At 53.7% G+C, this 14,602-nt stretch carries 11 protein-coding genes; 5 read left to right on the top strand and 6 right to left on the bottom strand.

Features of this window, described 5'->3' with window-relative positions; all coding sequences use genetic code 11:
* Nucleotides 1-59 precede the first annotated feature (59 nt).
* Nucleotides 60-3,845 carry an AAA family ATPase gene (locus R2X38_RS20405; RefSeq protein ID WP_317524198.1) on the bottom strand — a complete coding sequence of 1,262 codons (3,786 nt, stop codon included), beginning with the start codon at nt 3,843-3,845 and terminating at the stop codon, nt 60-62.
* A gap of 24 nt (nt 3,846-3,869) precedes the next feature.
* Nucleotides 3,870-5,114 carry an exonuclease SbcCD subunit D C-terminal domain-containing protein gene (locus tag R2X38_RS20400; protein ID WP_317524196.1) on the bottom strand — a complete coding sequence of 415 codons (1,245 nt, stop codon included), beginning with the start codon at nt 5,112-5,114 and terminating at the stop codon, nt 3,870-3,872.
* 153 nt (nt 5,115-5,267) lie between these two features.
* Here R2X38_RS20400 and rdgC point away from each other — a divergent pair, with 153 nt between their 5' ends.
* The 3 genes from rdgC (at nt 5,268) to R2X38_RS20385 (ending at nt 8,089) form a co-directional block, all read left to right on the top strand.
* Nucleotides 5,268-6,179: a recombination-associated protein RdgC gene (gene rdgC / locus R2X38_RS20395; protein ID WP_317524262.1), complete on the top strand. Its 912-nt coding sequence runs from the start codon at nt 5,268-5,270 to the stop codon at nt 6,177-6,179.
* A gap of 252 nt (nt 6,180-6,431) precedes the next feature.
* The gene (gene yegQ, locus R2X38_RS20390) at nt 6,432-7,829 is read left to right on the top strand and encodes a tRNA 5-hydroxyuridine modification protein YegQ (RefSeq protein ID WP_317524195.1); all 1,398 of its coding nucleotides are present in this window, start codon (nt 6,432-6,434) and stop codon (nt 7,827-7,829) included.
* Nucleotides 7,830-7,834: 5 nt separating this feature from the next.
* The gene (locus tag R2X38_RS20385) at nt 7,835-8,089 is read left to right on the top strand and encodes a YfhL family 4Fe-4S dicluster ferredoxin (RefSeq protein WP_317524194.1); all 255 of its coding nucleotides are present in this window, start codon (nt 7,835-7,837) and stop codon (nt 8,087-8,089) included.
* Nucleotides 8,090-8,146: 57 nt separating this feature from the next.
* Here the strand turns inward: R2X38_RS20385 and mepA are convergent, their stop codons facing one another.
* Nucleotides 8,147-8,986: a penicillin-insensitive murein endopeptidase gene (gene mepA / locus R2X38_RS20380; RefSeq protein WP_317524193.1), complete on the bottom strand. Its 840-nt coding sequence runs from the start codon at nt 8,984-8,986 to the stop codon at nt 8,147-8,149.
* Between the two features lie 116 nt (nt 8,987-9,102).
* Nucleotides 9,103-10,083 carry a sugar-binding transcriptional regulator gene (locus R2X38_RS20375; RefSeq protein WP_317524192.1) on the bottom strand — a complete coding sequence of 327 codons (981 nt, stop codon included), beginning with the start codon at nt 10,081-10,083 and terminating at the stop codon, nt 9,103-9,105.
* Between the two features lie 438 nt (nt 10,084-10,521).
* On the opposite strand from R2X38_RS20375, the gene R2X38_RS20370 reads away from it, so the two are divergent.
* Nucleotides 10,522-11,334, top strand: a complete 813-nt coding sequence (locus tag R2X38_RS20370) for a siderophore-interacting protein (protein WP_317524191.1) — start codon at nt 10,522-10,524, stop codon at nt 11,332-11,334.
* A gap of 100 nt (nt 11,335-11,434) precedes the next feature.
* Entirely contained in the window at nt 11,435-12,514 is a 1,080-nt protein-coding gene (locus tag R2X38_RS20365; RefSeq protein ID WP_317524190.1) for a 3-deoxy-7-phosphoheptulonate synthase, read from the top strand.
* Between the two features lie 130 nt (nt 12,515-12,644).
* On the opposite strand, the gene R2X38_RS20360 is transcribed toward R2X38_RS20365, so the two are convergent.
* Together R2X38_RS20360 and R2X38_RS20355 are read right to left on the bottom strand one after the other, a co-directional pair.
* Nucleotides 12,645-13,478: an ABC transporter ATP-binding protein gene (locus tag R2X38_RS20360; protein WP_317524189.1), complete on the bottom strand. Its 834-nt coding sequence runs from the start codon at nt 13,476-13,478 to the stop codon at nt 12,645-12,647.
* Nucleotides 13,478-14,596, bottom strand: coding sequence for an iron ABC transporter permease (locus tag R2X38_RS20355; RefSeq protein ID WP_317524187.1), 1,119 nt, complete (start codon nt 14,594-14,596; stop codon nt 13,478-13,480). Before R2X38_RS20355 ends, R2X38_RS20360 begins: the two co-directional genes overlap by 1 nt.
* Nucleotides 14,597-14,602 lie beyond the last annotated feature (6 nt).

Below are 14,602 nucleotides of genomic sequence, written 5' to 3'. Positions count from 1 at the left end.
GTATTGATAAAAAAGACAATTAGAATCAGCCTGCTGTATAGCAGCAGGCTGCCCCAACCTTATCCCCTCACCCGGATCTGGCTCCGGCCGCCCCCCAGGGCTTCAACCGCGACCTGTACACCGATGCGCTCAACCAGCGTACCGACATGGGATATCACCCCGATCTGGCGGCCGTCGGCCTGCAATGCATCTAGGCAAGCTAAGGCCATCTCCAGGCTGTCTGGGTCCAGCGTACCAAAGCCTTCATCTATAAATAGCGATCCGAGCTGGCGGGTATCAGCGGCCAGCGAGGCCAGTGCTAGCGCCAACGCCAGCGATACCAGGAAGCTTTCGCCGCCGGACAATGACTCCACGCTACGGACTTCATCGCCCATATCATGATCGACCACCTGCAGGGCCAATGGGCTATTCGGTACCGGCTGCAACGCATAACGCGGGGCCAAGTCATGCAGGTGCTCATTGGCCAGCATCACCAGTTGCTGCAGGGTGAGGCCCTGGGCCAAGGTGCGGAACTTATTACCGGTTGCCGAGCCGATCAGCTCGCTCATCTGCAGCCACAGCTCGGTTTGCTTCTGCTGAGCAGCCATTTTGTCGGTGAGCTCCCCTGCTTGCTGCAGAGCCTGCTCGGCCATGGTCAAGCGCTGGCGCAACTGGAAGATCTGCTCATCACAAGAGAGCTTTTCACTGTTCCACTGCTCACGCAACTGACGCACAGCGATGTCATCTTCGGCCAGTACTTCGCTGTTGATATCATGACCGGCAAACCACTGCTCGGCCTGCTCCGCCAACGCCTTGTGCTGTTCAATCGCACTCACACGCTCATGGACCCGCGTTGCCACTTCGGTACGAGTATTATCGAGTGCTTTGAGCGCCGCCTGCTCTTGCTCCAACCACGCCTCGTCCTTGCTAAGCAGTTGCATCAGCTGGTGCTCGTTAAGCGACAGTTTTTCCTGCCATCCCAACCAGTTATGGACGACCTGACGGTGCTCAGCCGATAGTTCTTGATCTTGCTGCTCAAGGCCAGCCAAGGCCGCCGTCGCGGCAGCCATGGCCTCACCAGCCTGACGCTGATCACGCTCGGCTTGTTCATGCTGTTGCTGGGCTTCCGATACCGCGGTTTTGGCCTGCTGCTCAATAGCATCAGCCGCGTGCTCACCGAACACGCTGACCCGCTGTTGCCACAGTGACTGAACCTGCTGCTGCAACCGCTCTGCCTTTTGCTGCTTTTCGAGCGCCTGCTTATAGCTGGCTGCCATATTCGCTTCCAGCTCGGCAAGCTGCGGGGCTAGCTCATTGAGCTCTCGCTCCACTTCCTGCAAGGCCTTGTGGCTCGACAGGTAGTGCTCGACTTGCTGCTTGAGCTGCTGGATATATTGCTCGGCACCTTGCTGGCGCAGCATATCCAACCACTGGTTATTACCGTATTGCTCGTTTAAGGCTTCACCACGGGCGGTAAGGATATCCTGCTGGGTCTGGCTCTGCTGCTCAATCGACTGCAATCGCTCGGTGCGCTGGGTATTGGCCTGCGTTTGTTGGTGAATATGCTCTTTGATTTCGGCTTCTGCCTGCTGCAGCTGCTGGCGCTGGTATTGCAACTGACGGCCCTGTTGCAGCTGCTGCTGGGCTGCTTCCATACCCTGCTGCAACGTCCTGATCTCGTTATATGCCTGCTCGGCTTGATGCTGCCACTGCACCAATTGGTCGTTAAGGTGGCGGCTTTCGGCTTCTGCGGTCAACGGCGTAGAGAGTTCAACCTGCTCAAGCATGGCCAATAGCTGGCTGACAATTTGATCGCTGTAGGCACGGTAACGTGCCAGCTCATTGTCGATCACCGCCAGGCGCTGCTGGCACTGTGGCAGTTGTTGCTGCAGATGACGACGTTCACCCTCGCCGTTTTGCAACAACTGCTGCAATTCACGCAAGCGCTGCTGCTGGCTATGGAGCAAGCCTTCGACAACCGGGTGCTGCTCTGCATAGGGGTGTTCGAGCGAACCACACAGCGGGCAAGGCGAATCCGGCTGTAAATGGCTGCGGTACTCGCTGAGGTTAACCACTGCCATGCTTTGCTGCAGCTGCTGTTCGGCCTCCTGGTAACGAGCCATGAGCTGCTCCATTTCTGGCGACAACGCCTCCAGCCTGGCTTCTGCCTGCTGCTTGAGCTGACTCAGCTCTTGATGCTCGGCTTTCAGTTTCTCCATCTGCTCAAGCAAGGTAGACCATTCCTTGGTACCCGACATTGCCTGGCGCAGGGTATCAAGCTCGGCTTGCTTGCTGGCAAACTGTTTCTGACTATCGGCAATCGCCTGCTCTTGCTGCTCAACCTTGAGCTCATCGAGCACCTTGGTCACCGCATCAAGCTGGCCGCTAACCTCTTTCTGCTGAGCCTCCAACATCGTGGCATTGCGGTCATGGGACTGCTGCTCGAACTGCAGTTGCTGCTTTTCGCGCGACAGGGTCGCCAGCGTCCGGTGCGCGGACAAATACTGATCCAGATTATCCAGTACGGGCTGATACTGCTCAGCAACCCCGGCCAGCTCCCGGTTTTGCTCTAGCACCATCGCCAATTGGTGATGGCGTTGCTGCAGCTGCTGGCGCTGGTGTTTTTTCTGCTCAGCCGCCTGCTGCTGTTCATTGAATGTTTTGAGCTGTTGCTGGTGGTCGGCATCCAGCTCGGCCAGCTGGCGCTGCCCGGCAGCCAATTGCTCATCGAGCAAAGCCACTTGCTTGAGTTTCGGCTCAAGCTCATCCCAATGTAGCTTGGCTTTTGCCAATGCCTGCTTGGTACCCTGTACCCGGTTATCCGCGTCCAACAGCCCCTGTTTGTGCTGCGCCAGTTCATCACGGGCTTTGCCGAGCGATACCTGCAGCTTGCTTAGCTGCAGCTGGGTTTGCTGCAACAAGGTGAAATCACTGCGGGCAGGTTGGACTTTGGCTATCTGTTTTAGCTGCTCCTGACGCGGCGCCGCCTCTTTAAGCTGCTCTTCGGCATGAGCCAATGCCTGCTCGGCTTCCTGTTGCTGTTGCTGCAACCGGGTTTGGGTCTGCAGCGCCTGTTGGTGCTGGGTCAACGCCGCCAGAGAGGTTTCCCACTGGCCTAACTGTACTTTGAGGGCTTCAAGCTGGCCGGAGAGTTGTTCTTTCTGCTCATCATCAAGCAGCTCAATATCGCCAAGCTGGGCCTGCAAGGCCTCGAGCTTTTGCTTTTCATCCCGCGCCCGCTCATAAGCGGCCATGGATAGGCGGCCATATATCTCACCGCCGGTCATACGCTCGAGCAAAGCCGCACGTTCATCGGCCCCGGCTTTTAGGAAGGCGGCAAATTCGCCCTGCGGCAACATTACTGCCCGGCGGAATTGCTCGAACGACAGTCCGACCAAGCGCTCGACTTCCGCTTGTAGCTCCGCTTTCTTGCCAGCAAAACGCTGGCCAGTTTCCAGACATTCCAGCCATTGCTCCGAGGCTTGGATGCGGCCATCGGCACGCCCCCGGGCACGGCGAACATGCCAGTGCGCCCGCCAGTGGCTGCCGTCGTTGGCAACAAAATCGACTTCGGCAAACCCTTCGGCCTTACCGCGCGACAAAATACTGCGGACATCGTTGGCTTTGATCCGGCCGTTGTCACCGTCGCGGCCAATCTCCGCATCGTTTTTCTTGTTGGACTGAAGGCGGGGGATGCGGTCGTACAACGCAAGGCAAATCGCATCAAGCAAGGTCGACTTACCAGCACCGGTCTTCCCGGTAATGGCAAACAAACCCGCATCGCCCAAGCGGCCGCCGGCAAAATCAATCTCGAATGGCTGCTGCAGGCTCGCCAGGTTTTCACCACGTAGCGCTAAGATTTTCATTGTTGTTCTCTTTCTTGTTCTGGCTTACGACTCGACAGCATCGCTGTCTTCCACGGCAATCAACAGGCTCTCGAAAGCAGCGGCCATTGCCTCATCCGGCTCGCCTTGGTATTTCTGGCTCCAGCTCAAGCTAAACACCTGCTGGGGCGTCACATCGGATAGGCGACGCTGGCCCAAACCATTTTGTGCTTGTTGCTGCTGGTAATGCGGAGTGATTTTAGCCAGCCTCACAGCCTTGCCTTCCAGGGCTTCAAGCACTTTTTCGCGCAGCAGAGCCTGTGGTTTATCTAACTGGATGTGCACTTCCAAAAACGGTTGCTGCTCGCGCGGACGCTCATCGACATCCAGCGCCTTGAGCTCTTCAAGCACCTGCTCCAGCGGGGCCGGTGACGAAGGCACTTTGAGCATATCAACAGCCCGTGGCACAGAGACAGACTCGATGCCGGCAACCGCTGCACCATCAAGCTCGACCATAACCACTTGGTGGTTGTAGCCTCGCTCGGACATCGACAGAGGCAATGGCGAACCGCTATAGCGAACCTGCTCTTTCTTCGCCACGCGCTGGGCTAAATGCAAGTGGCCTAGCGCCACATAGGCCATATCATCGGCAAAAATAGAAGCAGGCAACGCATGCTGGTTACCACCGAGCACCCGGCGCTCTGACATTTCCGACAATTTACCCGATGCCATGTAGGCGTGCCCCATGCCGATCAAGGCCTGCTGCGGTGTCTGGAGCTGGCGCGCCGCCTCGGTCACTTCCCCATAGAGGGCTTCCACCCCTTTGATCAGGCGATCGTCTTCTTCATCCAGATCTTCGGTACGCAGATCAGCACTGCGCAGGAAAGGTACCGCCAATACCCATGCCGCTTGCTCACCGGCTTTATTGGTTAGCGGGACCAACATCCGCTCGGTATCGAGCTCGCCGTCCGCCTGGCGGTGAATCCCACCGACAATGTGCAAATCGAATGCCCTTAGCAGCTCGTGCGGGGCATCTAGCTTGCTCGGCGAATCATGGTTGCCACCAATCATTACGACATTTAAATCCGGCATGCTTTTCGCCATCCGTGCCAGGAAGCGGTATAGCATCCGCCAGGCACTGGCCGGCGGGTTGGCGGTATCAAAAATATCACCAGCCACCAGCAGGGCATCGATCTGCTCTTGCTCAAGGGTCTGCGCCAGCCAGTCAAGAAATGCCTGGTGCTCGTAATCGCGGTTATAGCCGTGCAGCTGGTGGCCTAGGTGCCAGTCGGAGGTATGGAGGATCTTCATTGCGGTCGATATGCCGTTATGGAAACACTGATTTGGATTGTACCGCACTTTGCGTAATGCCCAAGCCACTGAGCACGAAAACTTAAGACAAAAGCCAACCAATGCAATAAGATTGACAGCCAAATGCACAACCAAGGATTTGTAACAGCCATGATGTGGTTTAAAAACGTACTTACCTATCGCTTCAGCCGCGAGATCGACCTCAATCCTGATCAACTTGAGAAGCAACTTGAAGAGTTCCGCTTTACCCCGTGTGGCAGCCAAGATCAGCAAAAATTTGGTTGGGTCCACGCACTGGGTAAGCACGGCGACATGTTCACCCATGTAATTGGTGACAACATCCTAATTTGTGCACGCAAAGAAGAAAAGATGCTGCCAGCGTCAGTGATCAAAGAGACACTGAACGAGAAAGTAGAAGCCCAGGAAGCCGAACAAGGCCGTAAACTGAAGAAAAGCGAAAAAGACACCATCAAAGATGAAATCGTGATGGATCTGCTACCGCGAGCCTTCAGCCGCAAGAGCCAGACTTACGCGCTGATCATGCCTAAAGAAGGCTACGTACTGGTTGATGCTGGTAACTTCAAGAAAGCCGAAGATCTGCTGGCGCTGCTGCGTAAATCTATCGGTAGCCTGCCAGTTATCCCGGTTACCCCTGAAAAACCGGCCGAGCTGACCATGACTGAGTGGGTACGTTCAAACACCTCGCCAAACGGCTTTACCATCGGCGAAGAAGCCGAGCTCAAAGCCATTTTGGAAGACGGTGGTGTGATCCGCTGTAAGCAGCAGGATCTATCAAGCGATGAGATCATGGCCCACATCGAAGCCGACAAGCTGGTGACCAAGCTGTCTATCAACTGGCAGGACCGTATCGACTTCGTTCTGGCAGACGACCTGTCTATCAAGCGCCTGAAGTTCTCTGATGAGCTGAAAGAGCAAAATGACGATATCGACCGCGATGAAATGGCCCAGCGTATTGATGCCGATCTATCGCTGATGGCTGGCGAATTCTCCGCATTCTTGCCAAACCTGTTCGAGGTTCTTGGCGGCCTGGAAGCCAAAGCCTAACTGCATACCCGAACTCTTGTGGCACTGATTTTCTCAGTGCCACATTTTTCACTTTCTCGTCACCCTCACAGTACATCTCTCCCTGCGGCTAATCCCTTCCAAATAACCATTTACAGTCTTCAGCCAAGAAAGATTGCCTAATTCGGTGTTAGCATTGCTATTGAGGGGTAGATCACAGTAAAATCCCGCCTCAACTCCGTATCCCCCTGCGATACGGCCTGATTTGCAATCAGACACTGGAATATAAGAGCTATGTTTAAACCTGAATTGTTATCGCCTGCGGGCAGCCTGAAGAACATGCGCTACGCATTTGCCTATGGTGCAGATGCTGTTTACGCCGGCCAGCCACGTTACAGCCTTCGTGTACGTAACAACGAGTTCAACCACGAGAACCTAAAAATCGGTATCGACGAAGCTCATGCCCAAGGCAAGAAGCTTTACGTGGTATGTAACATTCAGCCACATAACTCTAAACTGAAAACCTTCATTCGCGATCTGAAGCCGGTTGTGGAAATGGGCCCTGATGCACTGATCATGTCTGACCCAGGTCTTATCATGATGGTGCGCGAGAACTTCCCTGAGATGCCAATCCACCTATCAGTTCAGGCGAACGCCGTAAACTGGGCAACGGTGAAGTTCTGGGCAGCCAATGGCGTTGAGCGCGTAATCGTCTCTCGCGAACTGTCTCTGGAAGAAATCGAAGAGATCCGCGAGCACTGCCCTGAAACCGAGCTGGAAGTTTTCGTCCACGGTGCACTGTGCATGGCTTACTCTGGCCGTTGCCTGCTATCTGGCTACATCAACAAACGTGACCCTAACCAGGGTACCTGCACCAATGCCTGCCGCTGGAAATACAAAGTGGAAAAAGGCACGGAAAACGACGCAGGCCAGATCGTTGAAGAATTCAACCCAAGCGATGCCCAAGCGATTGAAGTGCAGGACGAGCGTCCTGAAACAACGATCGGCCGCGGCAAGCCAACCGACGAAGTCGTACTGCTAAGCGAAGCGCACCGCCCAGACGAGAAAATGGCGGCGTTTGAAGACGAGCACGGCACCTACATCATGAACTCGAAAGATCTTCGTGCTATCCAGCACGTTGACCGCCTGACCAAGATGGGCGTTCACTCGCTGAAAATCGAAGGTCGTACCAAGTCGTTCTACTACTGTGCCCGTACCGCACAGGTTTACCGTAAAGCGATTGATGACGCAGTCGCTGGCAAGCCATTCGACGAAAGCTTGATGGGCACGCTGGAAAGCCTAGCCCACCGCGGCTACACCGAAGGCTTCCTGCGCCGTCACACTCACGATGCTTACCAAAACTACGACTACGGCTACTCAATCTCTGACAGCCAGCAGTTTGTCGGTGAGTTCACCGGCAAGCGCCGCGGTGATCTGGCAGAAGTAGAAGTGAAGAACAAGTTTGTGGTCGGTGACAGCCTTGAGCTAATGACACCGCAGGGCAACGTGATCTTCACTCTTGAAGCGATGGAAAACCGCAAGTCTGAAGCGGTCACTGACGCCAAGGGTAACGGCCACTTCGTCTTTATCCCAGTACCGGAAGATATGGATCTGGAATACGGCCTGCTGATGCGTAACCTAAACTCAGGTGAGAACACCCGAAACCCACACGCACCAAAAGACGGTAAGTAATCACCATGGCACTGCTTATTACCAGTAAGTGCATTAACTGCGACATGTGTGATCCCGAGTGTCCGAACGAGGCGATCACCATGGGGGACGAAATCTACGAGATCGACCCCAATAAATGCACCGAGTGTAAAGGACACTACGACAAGCCGACGTGCCAGTCGGTGTGTCCGATCACCAACTGTATTATTACCGATCCCGACAACGTCGAAACAGACGAAGCGCTGTTCGAAAAGTTTGTCACCCTGCAGGGATTGGCATAAAAGAAAAAGCGCCGAACGGCGCTTTTTTTGTCTCTATTGCAAGGAGTTAACTTCCAATCATCCCGTTGTTGGTGTCCGCAGTAACGCCAAGCATTGTGCTGGCGGGACCGGTTTGGGCTTGGGCTTTTTCTTCACCTTGGCGACCTTTTCTTTCTTCGCTTTTGGCTTAGGCTTCCAGGAGGCAAGCTCGGCACCACAACCATCCCCCGGTGGAGGTGGAGTCTGCGCTTTGCAACTGCTGTCACCGTCTGGGCAATGGAGCCTGACATGGAAGTGGTAGTAATGTCCCCACCACGGCCTGACTTTCTGCAGCCAATTCCTGTCCGTCCATTCGCGCTGGCACAGCTGCTCTTTGATCACCGGATGGACAAAAATTCTGGCGACCCGCTCATCCGCCGCAGCAAGCTGGACCATCAAGGCTTGTTTATCCCCCCAGTTTTTCTTGTTTATCTTGTACTGCTTGATGTGCACCATTGGCAAGGGCTGGACATCAATCAGCTCTTCCTCACTAAGTGGACCATCGCTTAGCTTGAGCCAGATATCCGCATCAAGGCCAGTCTGGTGGCTGTTATGGCCCGACGAAAAACGCCCGCCCCGAGGCATTGCGATATCACCGACCAGCAACTGGCCCAGCTCGAGTTTATGGACGCTTTTTGATAAATCATGGAGGAAGCGGATCATCGATTCGTGGCCGTAATAACGCCCCCGCTGCGATCGCATCACCTGATAGCCCTCCCCCTCCAACGGCAAAGGCTCGGCCCCGGCAAGACAACCGTTATTGTAAGTACCAATTGACTCCGACTGACCTTGCGAAGGCGCTTCCACCTTCTCCCATGGGCTTGCCACGGCGGGCAAGCCTATCGTAATCCCTAACAGAAGGGCAAAAAAATACCTCATGCCTGTCTGATCCTTTTGTTACTTTTTTATCCGCATACTTTTGAGCATAGCAAGCAACAAAAAAGCTGCCCGCAGGCAGCTTGATCATTTTGGATCGAATATTCATTTTCCGATCATTACTTCATCTGTTGATCCAGGTTCAAAATGGTCAGGGCGTTGCTGACACTGGTCGCCAGCACATCGACCACACCGGACCGCAATGCGCCCAGCAAGGCCAAGGCTTTGCTGTTCTCGGCAGCAGTGACAACCACTGTAGGAATATGTCTGAGCTCTTCCATGCTAAGACCAATTACCCGGTCGCTCATCATGGTATCGGCACGGCGCCCCTGGCTATCAAAAAAGTCATAGCCGGCAATATCCCCCACGACCCCTTTGCGGATCCGCGCCTCGACAATCTCCTGGGGAGTGAACCAGCCCAGCTTGACCATATGGCTGTTTTCATTCATATCACCAACGCCCACCAATGCAACATCTGCACGTCTCGCGCGATCAAGCGTCTCCTTTACTGTACCATTTTTCATAAAGGCTTCTTTTACCTTGATATCCTCGACATAAGCCGGCGCATACAGGGTTTCACTGATGCCGTCATATTTCTTGGCCAGTAGGCGGCAGATATGATCGGCATTGATGGCGTTACCGGAGCGATGAGTACCACCGATACCCGAAACAAAGCGGCATTTGCGATGGGGAACCACACCGACATGGCTGGCAATTGAGGCAATATTACGCCCCTGCCCGACGGTGACCACCATGTCATCGGTCAAAATGGAGGACAGGTAACTCGATACCAGGCTTGCGACCTGTTGGCGCTGGCTCTCGTCATCAGGCTGATCAAGGGCAATCAAGGCGCGTTTCAAATTAAAACGCTCGACCAATTGCTGCTCCAGCTTTTCGCTGAACACCGGGTGGTATTTCACCGTGATTTCCACTACCCCTTCATCCCGGGCACGACGCAGCAAGCGGCCCACTTTGGCCCGCGACATCCCGAACATCTTGGAGATTTCTTCCTGGGTTGCCCCATCCTGATAGTAGGCAATGGCTATTTCTGTCAGCTGATCGCTGTCTACATGGGAGGTGTCATTCTGGGGCGCTGTCATAGCCATACCTTTTGTTACTAATAGGGGTTGTACTAATGGGTTACTAATAGGGTCTTAGCTGAAGGGCTATTTTAGCCGTTATCACAATAGACAGCGAGCCGCGACCTATTGAAAGACACCGAAATGAGAGCTATCCCCTCAGCTCAGCTTATTGTTTGAAATCCACCTTTTTAATGTACGCATTGTGCATCAGCTTTATTCCCTCTTCCTTAGCAAACCTTAACTACCTGATTATTAATGATTAAAAGTTACGTACAGCTTTTTGGACACTATGTTCCAAAAGCTAAAAAGGCTGTACTTTTCATTCTTTTCCGAAAAATGCTATCTGCCTTCCCCCCAAAGAAAATTCTCTTTATCAATCAGTTTTTTACTTTTATCAGCTTGCTGAATCTGTATAATCAAACGCGAATGTATATCATTAGCAATTAAGGAGCTAGCATGCCGCAAGATGGACATGCCCCCAAGCGTCACCCCGTTCTGCTAACAGTGAAAACTATCACCGATCTCAGTCCAAACTATCGGCGGATTTGTTTTACATCAGAGCAACTCGCACACTATCCTGAATGCAGTAACGGCGCCCATATCAAGCTAATGCTTGCCAAACCCGAACAGCAACAACCAGTATTGCCCGACATGACCCCAACCGGTCCCAAGTGGCAATCACCTGAAGACAAGCCTATCCTGCGCACCTTTTCTATCCGCCAACTGCGAAGTGAACAACATGAAATCGATATCGACTTTGCCCTCCACGGCGAAATAGGCCCGGCCTCCCGCTTTGCCCTTACAGCCAAGCCCGGCGATCATGTGGGTATTTCGCCTCCCGGCGGTCCGCACCCGATGCGCAAACCTGCCGAGTATTACTACATCGCAGGCGATCTCACCGCACAGCCTGCCATCAGCGCAATGATTGAAGAGATGCCTGCAGCAAGCCAAGGCTATGTTGCCATCCAAGTTAGCGATGCCCGGGATATCCAAGATATTGCTTGTCCACCTAACCTCGCGCTGCGCTGGTTCATAGGTAAACCCGACGAAACAGCGCCGTTAATCGACAGCTTCCGCCAACAGGCACTCACCACCGAGAACAGCTACTTCTGGTTTGGTGGGGAAGAAAGCATTGTACTGGGGCTGCGCCGCTGGGCCCGCAACGAGCTGGATGTCAACCGCCAACAGATATATGCCATCCCTTACTGGCGATACGGCAAGGATGAAGATAGCTACCATACCCAGCGCCACCAGCACACCGACAAATAACAATATATGTGCGCTGTTTAGTAGGAAGCTATACCTGGAAACAGTACCTAGAAGCAATAGGGAGACAATGTCATAACCCAATGACACTAAAGGAATTAAAATGGCAATCGATCCAACAATGATACGATCACAGGCATGGCAAGCCCTGCCCACTCCCGGTCAGCTCCAGCAGTCTGTACCATGCTCTGACCAAATCAGAGAACACGTCGCAGACAGCAGGCAGGCTATCCGAGATATTCTTCATGGCCATGATGATAGGTTGCTGGTTGTTATCGGCCCTTGTTCAATCCATGACACTGAAGCTGCGATTGATTATGCCGAGAAATTGGCCGCTTTTTCGCAGCGCTACCAGGATCAACTTGTCGTTGTGATGCGGGCCTACTTCGAAAAACCAAGAACCACTGTTGGGTGGAAGGGGCTGTTGTTTGATCCCGATTTAGATGGCAGCAACGATCTCGGCAAAGGCCTGCTTCAAGCAAGAAGGCTACTGGTTGCCCTCAATGAATTGGGCTTAGCGACAGCAACCGAATTCCTCGATACCACCAGTTTCAGCTACTTGGCCGATCTCATCAGCTGGGGAGCCATAGGGGCTAGGACGACCGAGTCACAACCTCACCGCCAGCAGGCATCCGGCCTGCCTTGCCCTATCGGATTCAAAAACGGCACTGACGGCAGTATTGCTGTTGCCACAGATGCGATAACCTCCAGTCGCTACCCCCACCTGTACAGTGCAATGGGAAAAAACGGTCAGCTTTATGCCATCCAAAGCCATGGTAACCCGGACAGCCACCTGATCTTGCGCGGCGGTAAACGCCCCAACTATGACCGCGATTCAATTCAGGCGGCCAGTCAGCAGCTACAAGCATGCGGGATCAATACCAGTGTGATGGTCGACTGCAGCCACGGCAACAGCCTCAAGCAGCACCAAAGACAACTGCTTGTCGCCCAATCGCTATGCGAGCAAATCAGCACAGGCGATCACACCGTCAGTGGTGTAATGGCCGAGAGTTTTCTTGTTGAAGGACGTCAAGAGATCAGCCCACAAATGACCTATGGCCAATCGGTCACAGATGCCTGCCTAGGGTGGAATGATACCGAAGTGATGCTGACGATGCTGGCAGAGGCTATCGAGCGACGGCGTCATGCCTTTCCCCGTCAGATGGCTGCCAATGAAGGCTGATGGCTGAGGCTATATAAAACCTAAAGCAATGGGGATGTACCTAGCATGGTACACCCCCTATTTGCGACTAGATGATCATCAAGATCAAACAAATTTTAAGCGGTCATTAACCCATCTTGCGTGCCTGTACCTAAGACTCACTCAAGCTCTCTTTGACACTATTCTGCGAAGAACAATGCTGCGAGGAAAAATGACGACGAGGCACTATCACCGGCGCACCGTCGAATGGGGCGGGAACAATATCGACGTTGGTATCGTACAGTTTGTCGATAAGCGGTTTGGTGATCACCTGCTCCACCGCACCTGCTGCGACGACACCATGCTCTCCCAGTGCCACTAGCTCATCACAATACCGCGCCGCCGCCGCCAGATCATGGATCACCAACACCACAGTTTTCCCCAGCGAGGTCATCTTGCTGATACTCTCCATCACTTCTGTTTGATGGCCGATATCCAGTGCGCTGGTCGGCTCATCAAGCAAAATAATATCGGTATCCTGGGCAAGGATCATTGCCAGCCAAGCCCGCTGACGCTGACCGCCTGACAAACTGACAACTGGCTGTTGCAACAAGTCTTCGATTTTCATCCAAGCAATGGCTCTTGCAACCTGCTTGGCATCTTCTTCACTCCACTGATTAAACCAGCCTTGGTGAGGGTGACGGCCGTACTGAACCAACTGCTCAACCGTGATCCCCGCAGGACTCACGGGCTGCTGAGGCAAAAATGCCAATTGCTTGGCCAGCGCTTTCATCGAATAACTGCCCAGCGTTTTCCCTTTTAGCCGGAGCTGACCACAGCTTGGCTCCAACTGGCGGGCCATCAGTTTGAGCAAGGTCGATTTTCCGCCACCGTTCGGGCCGACAATACCCACCAATTTGCCTTGTCCCAAGCCAAAGGAGACGTTATCGAAAACCAGCTTACTGTCGTAGCCAAACCCTACGCCTTCTATATCCAGCATCGTCATCAGTCGACCTTTCCTTTGTCACGCAATAAAAAAATAAACAGCAGAACTCCCCCTAGAATGCGGGTCATGATCCCGGTGGCTACTTCATGGGGATCGGCCAAGACCCGAACTAGGGTATCGCTCATCAGCAGCAACATTGCCCCGAGCATTGCCGCCGTCCAAAGCGGAACTACCCGTCCCTTGAGCAAATAGCTCGCACCTATTGGGGCCGCCATCGCAATAAACACTACCGGGCCGCCAATGGCTGTCCCTAATGCTGCAATTAAAATCGCCAACATCAACACAGCCAACTGGACGTGGTTAATATTCACCCCCAGCCCCTGTGCCACTTCCCCACCGAAACGCAGCACATCCAGCTGACGTGAGAAGTACACCACCACAGGCACCAGAGCCAACAGCAAACCAGCAACAGGCAGCGTGGTGTTGTAACCCTGTCCGACGAAATTTCCCATGCTCCACAGATATACACTGCTGACATGGACAATGGACTCCGTCGACATCAAAAACTCGCCAATTGCCCGCATTAACTCGGATACCCCAATCCCTATAACCACAAACAAATAGCCTTGCTCACCCGGTTTACGACATAAGAAAAACAGCGTAATCGCGGCAACAACGGCACCAATAGGGGCTGCCCACCATGGCCAGACGCCCACGGTGACGTAAAGGGTAAAAAAGGTAATAGCCAAGGTTGCCCCCTCGTTGACACCAATCATATCGGGGGTAGCAAGACGATTTCGAACCAAGGTTTGGATCAGGCAGCCAGACAGCCCCAGAGCAGCACCGGCTACCAGCACGGCAAATACCCTTGGCATACGGATCTTAAACACCATGATGTCCACCATCCGGCTCGATTCACCGAACAGGGCTTTCAATGCCACCCAAGACGTTATCTTGGCCGAACCTACACTGATCGCGAACAAGGCCAAGGCGGCCAAAAGCACGATGAGCAGCATGGCAACCCATACCGAGCGCTTCTCGACGAGTACAGATGCACTGCGATGTCGCCATAACCATTTTCCTGACGGTGGCAACGCCGTCATATTTTCTGGTGCAGCCATACTTGTTTGGCTACTGGCATCTAAGAGACGGCCATCTAAATTATTGTTGTGCCCCATCATAAT

It is taken from the genome of Photobacterium rosenbergii, assembly GCF_033022775.1.
In the GTDB taxonomy this organism is placed as follows: Bacteria; Pseudomonadota; Gammaproteobacteria; order Enterobacterales; family Vibrionaceae; genus Photobacterium; species Photobacterium rosenbergii_A.
The sequence above is the reverse complement of the archived record's forward strand: the minus strand, read 5'-3'. Positions and strand labels throughout refer to the sequence as shown.

Excerpts from the sequence above, each read along its gene's own strand:
- yegQ (WP_317524195.1), top strand. The coding sequence starts at position 6,432 with ATGTTTAAACCTGAATTGTTATCGCCTGCGGGCAGCCTGAAGAACATG.
- R2X38_RS20360 (WP_317524189.1), bottom strand. The coding sequence starts at position 13,478 with ATGACGATGCTGGATATAGAAGGCGTAGGGTTTGGCTACGACAGTAAG.
- R2X38_RS20405 (WP_317524198.1), bottom strand. The coding sequence starts at position 3,845 with ATGAAAATCTTAGCGCTACGTGGTGAAAACCTGGCGAGCCTGCAGCAG.
- rdgC (WP_317524262.1), top strand. The coding sequence starts at position 5,268 with ATGTGGTTTAAAAACGTACTTACCTATCGCTTCAGCCGCGAGATCGAC.
- R2X38_RS20375 (WP_317524192.1), bottom strand. The coding sequence starts at position 10,083 with ATGACAGCGCCCCAGAATGACACCTCCCATGTAGACAGCGATCAGCTG.
- mepA (WP_317524193.1), bottom strand. The coding sequence starts at position 8,986 with ATGAGGTATTTTTTTGCCCTTCTGTTAGGGATTACGATAGGCTTGCCC.
- R2X38_RS20370 (WP_317524191.1), top strand. The coding sequence starts at position 10,522 with ATGCCGCAAGATGGACATGCCCCCAAGCGTCACCCCGTTCTGCTAACA.
- R2X38_RS20355 (WP_317524187.1), bottom strand. The coding sequence starts at position 14,596 with ATGGGGCACAACAATAATTTAGATGGCCGTCTCTTAGATGCCAGTAGC.
- R2X38_RS20365 (WP_317524190.1), top strand. The coding sequence starts at position 11,435 with ATGGCAATCGATCCAACAATGATACGATCACAGGCATGGCAAGCCCTG.
- R2X38_RS20385 (WP_317524194.1), top strand. The coding sequence starts at position 7,835 with ATGGCACTGCTTATTACCAGTAAGTGCATTAACTGCGACATGTGTGAT.
- R2X38_RS20400 (WP_317524196.1), bottom strand. The coding sequence starts at position 5,114 with ATGAAGATCCTCCATACCTCCGACTGGCACCTAGGCCACCAGCTGCAC.